Source organism: Candidatus Zixiibacteriota bacterium (assembly GCA_022865345.1).
GTDB lineage: Bacteria > Zixibacteria > MSB-5A5 > MSB-5A5 > RBG-16-43-9 > RBG-16-43-9.
In genome coordinates this window covers 1-9,158 of sequence record JALHSU010000140.1, presented here as the reverse complement: position 1 = coordinate 9,158, position 9,158 = coordinate 1, and the positions used below count along the sequence as shown (strand labels likewise).

The following is a 9,158-nucleotide window of genomic DNA, read 5'->3' as shown; positions in this document are numbered from 1 at the left end:
CTAATGGTTTAGCATTTGATCTTGGGCTCCAGTATGAAACTGGTTTTAGAAGTCTGAAACTGGGAATGAGCATGTCTAATTTTGGGACGGATATGAGATATAGCGGTCAACAGTTAAAACATGAAGTCCAGATTTTCCCGGGTGCTCCTCCGACCTATCAGGATGTTCCGGTAGATGTGGAGAGCCAGTCCTATCCTTTGCCTTTGCTTTTCCGTATTGGGTTAGCTTATAATTTCCTGGAGAATGGGAATAACCTTCTGACTGCAAACTTAGATGGCATTCAGCCAAATGATGGAAGGGAATTAGGAGCATTTGGATTGGAGTATTCTTATAAGAAGACCTTTTTCACGCGATTAGGATATGAGTATTGTAGCGAGACTGGTTATGAGAGGGGTTTCACCGCGGGAGCAGGCTTAATCTACAAGCTTAGCTCGAATTTTAATGTCAAGTTCGACTACGCCTTCGCAGATTTTGGCAGACTGGAACAGGTTCATCGTTTCACCTTCGGGATAGGCTTCTAAGAGATATTGTTCTAGGTTAAAACGCTGGCTTTGATCAAAGGCCAGCGTTTTTTTTACTTCATAAATCGAGCTTGAAATCTGTCTGGTAAAAATGACTATTCTCTCTCGTTTAATTTTCTTGACAAGGTCTCGATAATTAAATATATAGACTTCAAAATATAACTTTAGATTTCGATATGATAAAAGAAAATAAGAATCGATATCTTCGTCCGGCTTATTTAGAGATAGACCTGAAGGCGTTAGCTGCTAACGTCAGAAATATCAAAAGAAGATCAGGCAAAAAAGTTGAGCTTCTGGCCGTAGTTAAGGCAGACGGATACGGGCACGGGTCGTATGAGGTCTCCAAAGTAGCCTTGAAAAATGGTGCAGGCTCTTTAGGAGTGGCTTTCTTAGAAGAGGGGATAGAATTAAGGGAGAATGGGATTAAAGCGTCGATTTTAATTTTATCTCCTGAATGTTATGATAGAGAAAGAAAGATAATAGAATATGGCCTCCAGGCCGTGGTTACTGATTTAGGTTTCGTCAATCATCTTGATAAGGAAGCAAGAAGACAAAATAAAGTTGCTGAGGTCTACCTCAAAATAGACACGGGGATGCGGAGGTACGGAATAGAACCTTCTTCTTCCCTGGATTTTGTCAGGGGGCTTCAACAGCTTAAAAACATCAGACTTAAAGGAGTTCTATCTCAATTTTCCACTACCGAGGATACGGATAAAGATTTTGCAGAAGAACAACTTTACCTCTTCAAAAAAACAGTTAAACAGTTAGAAGAACTAAATGGCTATCGTCTGGTTAGATCGATTGCCAATTCTGGTGCTTTTTTAAAATTGCCCCAGAGTTATTTTGACCAGGTTAGAGTAGGTATATTGATGTACGGTATTTACCCCTCACCAAAGCTGGCTAAAAGAGTGGAAGTCAATCCGGTGATGAGTTTAAAGAGCAGGATCGTTCAAATAAAAGAGGTGGAAAAGGGAGAATCAGTCGGTTATGGCAGAACCTTTATCACCAAAAGGAGGACAAGAGTTGGGACCGTCCCCTTAGGGTATGCAGATGGTTATCCCTGGCAACTTTCCAATAAGGGAGAGGTTTTGGTCAAAGGTAAAAGAGTGCCTATAATAGGCAGGGTGTGTATGGATGCTTTTATGGTCGATTTAACAGATCTGCCGGAAGTTGAAACAGGTGAAGAGGTAATTCTCCTGGGCAAACAGGGAAAAGAGAAAATCGAGGTTCACCAGATAGCCGGATGGGCAAAAAGCTTCAGTTATGAGATAGTCTCCAGGATGGGAAAAAGGTTGCCCAGGGTCTGCTTAAAATAAGGCTAAAGTCCAAAGTCTATAGTCTAAAGTCTAAAAAAAATTCACAGCTGATTAGGACAGATTAAGCGGATTATATAAGTATGGCGGATGACAAATAAAGGATGGAGCATCGGGTCTCCTGACCCGACGAGGAAAACGTAGGGAAAAAAGGAATAGAAGATGGAACTAAAATATGAGTCTTTTGAACTGAAATTAAAAGAGACTTTCTCTATCTCTCGCAGTTCTATTGATACGAAGAAAGTTGTCTATGTAAGGATAGACGAGGGGATAGGAGAAGCTTCTCCTTCAACCTACTATAGAGAGAACGAGGGAACCGTGAAAGCGGTTCTGGAGCTTTTCAGAAATGAGCTGGGGGATGATCCTCTGGAGATCGAAAGTGCCCTGGAAAAAATCAACAGCAGAATTGCTGGCAACTTTTCTGCGAAGGCAGGTATTGACCTGGCACTGCACGACCTGATAGGTAAAAGACTGAACCTGCCTGTTCATAAGCTGTTGGGAATTAGCAAGAAAGAGATAGGGACCTCATATACTATCGGGCTGGATACTATCAAGAGAATGCAGGAGAAGGTCAAGGAAGCTTCAGGATTTTTGGTCTATAAGGTGAAAGTAGGAGTTGAAAATGACCTTAAGATGGTCGAGGCAATTAGAGAGGTGACAGATGCTAAAATCAGGCTGGATGCCAATTGTGGTTGGGATTTAAAAGAAGCTTTAAAGAAGCTTAAGGTTTTAGAGAAGTTCGATATTGAATTGCTCGAACAGCCTATTCCACCGGGGAATTTAGAGGACTTGAGGATAATCCGGGAAAATACGGATATACCTATCTTCGTAGACGAATGGTTGATGACTTCAAAGGATATACCTCAGTATATGGGGAAAGCTGACGGAATAAATATCAAGCTGATGAAATGCGGAGGGATAAGAGAAGCACTTAAGATGATTCATACTGCCAGAGCCTGTAATCTGAAGGTGATGTTAGGTTGTATGATCGAAAGCTCGGTGGGGATCTCCACCGCGGCCCAGATAGCTCCTCTGGTTGACTACGTGGACTTAGACGGCAACCTTCTGATCTCCAACGATCCTTATTCCGGACCGGAATTAAAAAATGGGAAATGGATTTTAAATGATTTGCCAGGGTTGGGGATAAAAAAGGTTCAATAGTTTAACGGTTCAAAGTGTATGAAAGCAAAAAGCATAGAGGAGCTTTTGGTCTGGCAGAGAGCCAGAGAGTTAGTCAATAATGTCTACTCTCTTACTAAGAAGCAGAACTTTCGAAGGGATTTCAGTCTTGTCGATCAAATTAGAAGGGCGACCATATCAGTGATGTCCAATATCGCTGAAGGCTATGAGCGGGGCTCGAATACTGAATTCATTCAATTCTTGTACATCGCAAAAGCATCCTGTGGAGAAGTTCGAACGCAGTTATTGATCGCTCTTGATCAGGGTTATATTAATAAAGAAGAACTAGAAAAAGCAAAGGAGCTAGCTTTGAAGGTTTCGGGTATGCTCTCAAATTTTATTGCTTATCTGAAGCGGTCCAAACTAAAAGGTGATAAATACAAGGAAGCTTAAGAATGAATCTTTAAGATTTTTTAGATTTTATCCCTTGAACTATTGAACCATTGAACTATGAAATTTAAAGTAATTTTGATAATTACCTTAATTCTCTTTATAGAAGCTTATTCTGTTGAGATAAATAGCCTTCCTAAAATTAATGTCGTTTACCCTCCAGAAGGCAAGGAAATCACTTCAACTGACTCTACTTTCATCTTCGGGTCCGTTACTCCCGGTTCGGACCTGGTAATAAATGATCAGTACATAGAAGTACATAAAAACGGTGCATTTCTGGCATATCTTCCTTTAAAGCCGGGAGATTTCGTCTTTCAGCTTGAGGCTATGAATCAGGGCGGGATTTCCAAAAAAGAGGTAAAAGTCAAGGTTCCTTTTCCACATCGCCCCACGCCAAAAGATAGTTTGCGCATAGAGACTTATGATAAAGCTCCTTCTCAGGACATGGTGCTGACTTCTGGAGATATAGTCCAGACCAGCTTCAGGGGGACTCCTGGCTGTTCTGCTTCCTTTTACATAGAAGGAATGACTTCATTTCTTCCGATGACTGAATCCGCAAAGTCTGAAAGCGTGTTCTGGGGCGAAGGCGTGTTTGGAAAAGGGGGGAAAAAAGACTCGACCGTGCCAGATGGCGTATATACTGGTCTTTACAAAATCAAGCCTGGAGATAGAATCGAAAATGGGACCATAGTTTTTGAGCTCAGTAAGAAAATTCAAAATCCAGATTTATTTTATTTTCCTGCTCAGGCCTGTTTTGACCAGGAAAAGATGCTGGTCTGTCTGGCTGATTCTGCTCCTGGTAAGGTGACTATAAAAGAGGAAACAGTGCCTCAAATCGTAGAATTAAAGGACACTTCAACTATTGTCCGCACAGGTCCCGGCAGAGGATACCTTCTCCTGTACCAACCCCAGGGAGTAAGGTTTTTGGCAAATGGAAGAAGTGGGGACTGGATCAGGCTCAGACTGGCTCAGAACATAGATGGATGGGCAAAAGCTGAGGCATTGAACTTTTTACCCTCGGGCACGCCTCTTCCGGAAAGTGAGATAAAGTTCATCAGAACCGAGACGCAAGATGATCGGACCTTGATAAGAATACCGCTTAAACAGAAATTACCTTATGAGGTAGAACAGGAATTTTCTCCACCGGTCTTGATTTTGAAACTCTACGGAGGAAATTCGGACACCGACTGGATAAGATACGATTTAAAGGATAAAGTCATCAGAGAGATCAAATGGGAGCAGCTGGAGAAAAGAGTGTTCCAGTTGAAGATTTATCTTAAGCAGAAAAGGTTCTGGGGATATGATATTTATTTTCAGGGAAACGAGCTTTATCTGGAGATTAGAAAAGAGCCAGTTGTGAAATACCGGCTCAAAGGCTTAAGAATCTGCATAGATCCCGGACATTCTCCAGAAAGCGGTGCAGTGGGCCCCACTGGATTAGAAGAGAAAGTAGTAAATTTAGAAATAGCTTTAAAACTGAGATATCTTCTGGAAAGAGCCGGAGCAGAGGTTTTTATGACTCGTTATGGTATGGAGGGTGTGAGTATCTACGAAAGACCCAAAAAGGCAATAGAAAACCGCTGCCATCTCCTGATCAGCATTCATAATAATGCCCTGCCGGATGGGGTCAACCCTTTTATGAATAACGGGGTTTCGACTTACTATTATCATCCTCAAAGCTTGGAGCTTGCCAGAGCTATTCAAAAAGAGCTTGTCTCAGACCTGCTGATCCCGGATCAGGGGCTGTATTATGCCAACTTCGCCCTGACCCGGCCCTACCAGCTCCTCTCGGTTTTGGTAGAATGTGCTTTCATTATCTACCCGGAACAGGAGATCCTTTTGAGGGATGAAAATTTTCAAAAAAAATGTGCTTTTGGAATCTATCAGGGGATATTAAATTATCTGAAAGAAAAATAATTGAAGGAGAAGAATATGATTGACTCTTACGAGTTTGGTAAGATGGTCATCAACGGGGAGAAATACACTGCTGACCTGATTCTTTATCCGGATCGGATAGATTCTACCTGGTGGAGAAAATCAGGTCACGAGCTGCGGCTGGAGGATGTCAAGAGCGTGGTCAAAGAAAAACCTGATACCGTCATCGTGGGCACGGGTTTTAATGCGGTGCTTAAGGTCCTTCCGGAGACTGAGGACTACATCCTGTTGAAAGGGATCAAGCTGATAGTAGAGGATACCAAAAAGGCTGTTAAAACCTACAATGAGCTTTCTCCCAAAGAGAAGGTGATCGCACTTTTTCATCTGACCTGCTAAAAAAAGTTTGGCGTTGAGAGTTTGAATTTTGTTATAGGGAGAGAATTTCCTCACCTAGGCATGAATGACCTGACCCTAACCCTTTCCTGAAAGGAAGAGAACGGCTTGGTAGCCGCAGACTTTTAGTCTGCGTTTCGAGGACTGTTCCATTTTTCCGCAACCTAAAGGTTGCGCCTACCAGCTTCTCCATATAAAGAAAGGGAAAATAGATTTTATTAGTGTGACCCTTTTAAGGTCGCTAAAAAAAAAACATAGAGACGCATGCGATGCGTCTCTACGAACTTGAACATGCATTTACTTTATATCTTCCATTTCCCCTTTTTTTGTTTTTTATTGCTTCAATGCCCCGGCTGTTAGTCCGGAGATTATCTGGCGCTGAAGAAATAAGAACAAGATTATCACCGGCAGTGCGCAAATGGTTGAGGCAGCCATAAGATGGGGCCAATCGATGGTCTGGTAACCCTGATACAAGGCTAAAGCTACAGGCAGGGTGCGCATCTTCTCAGATGAGGTCAAGATAAACGGGAACAGGAACGAATTCCAGTTGACCAGGAAAACCTGAATGGCTAACACTGCTAAAGCCGGTTTACAAAGAGGCATCACGATCTTAAATAATATTTTAAAATCACCTGCTCCGTCTATCCTGGCAGCATCTTCCAATTCCTTAGGAAGATTCTGGATGTACTGCCTCATCAGAAATATTCCCAGCGGATTCACCAGCCAGGGGATAATCAAGGCAAAGTAGGTATCATACCAGCCTAACTTTTTTATGAGGATAAACAAGGGCACGATGATTATATGTGCAGGGATCATTAAAACCAAAATCACAGATATGAATAAGATGTTTTTCAAGACGAACTCCCTGCGCGCAAAGGCATATCCAACCATCAGGCAGAAGATAATATTCCCCAGGGTTACAAGAATCGCTACAACCAGACTATTTAAGAAAAATCTCAAAAAAGGAGCAGAGGACCAGACATCTTGATAATTTTTCAGGGTCGACCTTCCAGGTAAAAGGTCTGTAAAATTCAAAACATAGCCGGTTTCTTTAGTTAAAGAGGTCTTGACCATCCAGTACATCGGGAATAGCATCCCGCTCAAGATGCATAGAAGGATTAAAAATAAAACCCAGCGGAAGATTTTATCTCTTATTCTCATCTTGTTTTCTTCATTGTCATTCTGAGCCTTACGGGCGAAGAATCTATTGCAAACAGAATTGCGGGGATTCTTCGATCGTCCGTTTGGACTCCCTCAGAATGACAAGCAACATAGAGCTCAGTAAATCGAACAACTACTTATTCTATCTTTGCGAGCCTACGGGCGAGGCCCATCTGGGCTTTGTCGTCCAGATGGACTTCTCGCAATGACACATACTAATCTTCAATCCCTTTTCCCAGTCCAAAAGCCTTCATCTGCACGAGTGAAAAAATCATTATGATAAAAAAAAGACAATAAGCTATGGCTGAGGCATAGCCGAAATCGAATTTATGCAACCCCTGCTCGTAAACCAGATAAACCATTGTCAGGGTAGAATTCAAGGGACCTCCTTTGGTCATCACGAAAACCTCAATGAATATCTGAAAAGATTTGATGGTATTGATCAGGATTACGAAAAGAAACATCGGTTTCAAATGGGGCAAGGTGACAAATCTGAACTTCTGCCAGAAATTTGCCCCGAAAGTATCAGATATCTCATAAAGCTCCAAAGGGACTGCCTGCAGGGCAGCCAGGAAAAGCAGCATATAGTAACCAATAGAAACCCAGACATCCATCAGCATGATGGAAAGCAGAGCTGTTTTCTCTGAAAAAAGGAATCCCTTTTCAGGTGCAGGTAGCTTCAATAATTGAAAAAGGAAATTAAAATAGCCCTCTCTGGCATATAGATGAGTAAAAATCAAAGCAATGACTACTAAAGACGTGATCGAAGGGACAAAATACCCAGCCCGGAAGAATCCCCTCAAGGGTATTTTCTGGTTTACTAAAATCGCCAGAACCAGTGCCAGGATAGTCGTAAAAGGAATGGTCCCCAGGACAAAAAATGAGGTGTTCTTCAAGGCAATCCAGAAATCCGGGTCCTGTAAGAGTCTGAAATAATTAGCAGACCCGATCCAGTCCGCTTTTGCGGTTAAGACTGAATATCGGGTAAAGCTTAAGAAAAAAGAATAAACTAAAGGAAAAAGCCAGAATAAAAGCAGAATTATTATCCAGGGTAAAAGAAAAATAAAAGTGGTTTTAGGTTTGGGCATAAGTCAGAAGGGTTTGTGCATGTCGTAGTGCGAGGCTTCAGCCTCGCTATGCAACCCTAAAGGGTCGCGCTACGAATAGCAAAAATTATTTTACAGGCATCATCAAAATAAGTTCAGATTGGCTTCTATAAAATTCTATTTCTGGTCTTTCTCTATCAACTTCGAACTCTTTGGACATCTCTTCAAATGTTCCAACGATCTTTTTAGGTATATCTTTCTCATCTGACCATTTTTTTAATTTCCTGGTGGCATATTTGCCAGCGGGGAGCATTCCGATTTCTAGCTCAGGATTATTTAAATTATCTCCTTCTTTTATCTCGACGCAAGCCCAGTAAAAAGGGTTCCCCTGGTTATAAAAAAATGCGCCATAGAACTTTCTCCCTTTAAGAGTAAGCAAATGACTTTCTAATTTTTCAAACGCCTTGGGGACATCTGAGGGTATATCAGAGGTTTTGACATACATTATTTTTTTGCTCTTAAATTCTACAATATTCGATTTGTTCATATTGACTTCTTTTCAAACCTTTTTGAATATTGATAAGTAGGATTCGCAGCTGATTGAACGGATTAAGCTGATGAAAATGGCTTAAGGTTCTTGCTTTTTAATCTCTGCTTAATCAAGATAATCAGCTGTGAGGTCTTTTCATTTTAATATCTTATCTATCTCCATTTTCGCCTCATCCAGTGCCTGAGAAGGGGTCTTCTTATCGTACATCACCTGCTCAACTGCCTTTTCGATTATCTCCTCGATATAAACCCACTTAGGTGTAGCAGGTGAGGTCTGGGCATATTTTAGCTGTTCCTGAAAAACCAAAAGATTTTTGTTGTTCTGATAGTAAGGGTCAAGTTCGGATCCTTTGGCTGAAGGGATAGCTGAGCCTATCGATTTACAGAGCTTTAAGGAATTGTCTTTTCTAATCAGATACTGAACGAATCTTAAAGCAGCTTCCGGGTTCTTGCATTTATTACTGATTACCAAGAACTCTCCTCCAGCAAATGAAGAGAAATTCCCTTTTTCGGACTTAGGTATAAGACAAACTCCAAAGTTTAGATTAGGCAGATTTTTCTGGATGTCGTTCAAAAGCCATCCGCCTGATATCAAAAAGCCGATTTTCCCCTGCTTGAAACCTTCATCCAGCATTCTCTGATTATCAATGGTTCCTTGTTCAGCCAACTTTTTATAGAACTCTAAAGCTTCTTTTCCTGCAGGAGAGTTTATCTCAGAAGTTTTCTGGTCG

Annotated in this window: 10 protein-coding genes; 6 read left to right on the top strand and 4 right to left on the bottom strand. The window is 41.5% G+C overall.

Annotation, left to right across the window (positions count from 1 at the left end; genetic code table 11):
• From MUP17_06575 to MUP17_06550, 6 genes are all read left to right on the top strand, one after another.
• The coding region (locus MUP17_06575) for a PorV/PorQ family protein (GenBank protein ID MCJ7458637.1) at positions 1-521 on the top strand (521 nt) is incomplete at its 5' end.
• A 176-nt stretch (positions 522-697) separates the two neighbouring features.
• A complete protein-coding gene (alr, locus tag MUP17_06570) occupies positions 698-1,837 on the top strand; it encodes an alanine racemase (protein MCJ7458636.1) in 1,140 nt (379 codons plus the stop codon).
• Between the two features lie 159 nt (positions 1,838-1,996).
• Entirely contained in the window at positions 1,997-2,995 is a 999-nt protein-coding gene (locus tag MUP17_06565; protein MCJ7458635.1) for a dipeptide epimerase, read from the top strand.
• 18 nt (positions 2,996-3,013) lie between these two features.
• Positions 3,014-3,406 carry a four helix bundle protein gene (locus tag MUP17_06560; GenBank protein ID MCJ7458634.1) on the top strand — a complete coding sequence of 131 codons (393 nt, stop codon included), beginning with the start codon at positions 3,014-3,016 and terminating at the stop codon, positions 3,404-3,406.
• A gap of 57 nt (positions 3,407-3,463) precedes the next feature.
• Positions 3,464-5,320, top strand: coding sequence for an N-acetylmuramoyl-L-alanine amidase (locus MUP17_06555; GenBank protein ID MCJ7458633.1), 1,857 nt, complete (start codon positions 3,464-3,466; stop codon positions 5,318-5,320).
• Between the two features lie 15 nt (positions 5,321-5,335).
• Positions 5,336-5,674 (top strand): Mth938-like domain-containing protein, encoded by a 339-nt coding sequence (locus tag MUP17_06550; GenBank protein ID MCJ7458632.1) that lies wholly within the window; start codon positions 5,336-5,338, stop codon positions 5,672-5,674.
• Between the two features lie 330 nt (positions 5,675-6,004).
• Here MUP17_06550 and MUP17_06545 read toward each other — a convergent pair whose 3' ends face one another.
• From MUP17_06545 to MUP17_06530, 4 genes are all read right to left on the bottom strand, one after another.
• A complete protein-coding gene (locus MUP17_06545; protein MCJ7458631.1) occupies positions 6,005-6,832 on the bottom strand; it encodes a carbohydrate ABC transporter permease in 828 nt (275 codons plus the stop codon).
• Positions 6,833-7,047: 215 nt separating this feature from the next.
• The gene (locus tag MUP17_06540; GenBank protein ID MCJ7458630.1) at positions 7,048-7,920 is read right to left on the bottom strand and encodes a sugar ABC transporter permease; all 873 of its coding nucleotides are present in this window, start codon (positions 7,918-7,920) and stop codon (positions 7,048-7,050) included.
• 85 nt (positions 7,921-8,005) lie between these two features.
• The gene (locus MUP17_06535) at positions 8,006-8,425 is read right to left on the bottom strand and encodes a GyrI-like domain-containing protein (protein MCJ7458629.1); all 420 of its coding nucleotides are present in this window, start codon (positions 8,423-8,425) and stop codon (positions 8,006-8,008) included.
• A gap of 138 nt (positions 8,426-8,563) precedes the next feature.
• A partial coding sequence (locus MUP17_06530) for an extracellular solute-binding protein (protein ID MCJ7458628.1) occupies positions 8,564-9,158 on the bottom strand: 595 nt, incomplete at its 5' end.

Bases quoted from the DNA above. Each gene is read 5' to 3' on its own strand.
- MUP17_06555 (MCJ7458633.1), top strand. From the start codon at position 3,464: ATGAAATTTAAAGTAATTTTGATAATTACCTTAATTCTCTTTATAGAA.
- MUP17_06535 (MCJ7458629.1), bottom strand. From the start codon at position 8,425: ATGAACAAATCGAATATTGTAGAATTTAAGAGCAAAAAAATAATGTAT.
- MUP17_06550 (MCJ7458632.1), top strand. From the start codon at position 5,336: ATGATTGACTCTTACGAGTTTGGTAAGATGGTCATCAACGGGGAGAAA.
- MUP17_06565 (MCJ7458635.1), top strand. From the start codon at position 1,997: ATGGAACTAAAATATGAGTCTTTTGAACTGAAATTAAAAGAGACTTTC.
- alr (MCJ7458636.1), top strand. From the start codon at position 698: ATGATAAAAGAAAATAAGAATCGATATCTTCGTCCGGCTTATTTAGAG.
- MUP17_06540 (MCJ7458630.1), bottom strand. From the start codon at position 7,920: ATGCCCAAACCTAAAACCACTTTTATTTTTCTTTTACCCTGGATAATA.
- MUP17_06545 (MCJ7458631.1), bottom strand. From the start codon at position 6,832: ATGAGAATAAGAGATAAAATCTTCCGCTGGGTTTTATTTTTAATCCTT.
- MUP17_06560 (MCJ7458634.1), top strand. From the start codon at position 3,014: ATGAAAGCAAAAAGCATAGAGGAGCTTTTGGTCTGGCAGAGAGCCAGA.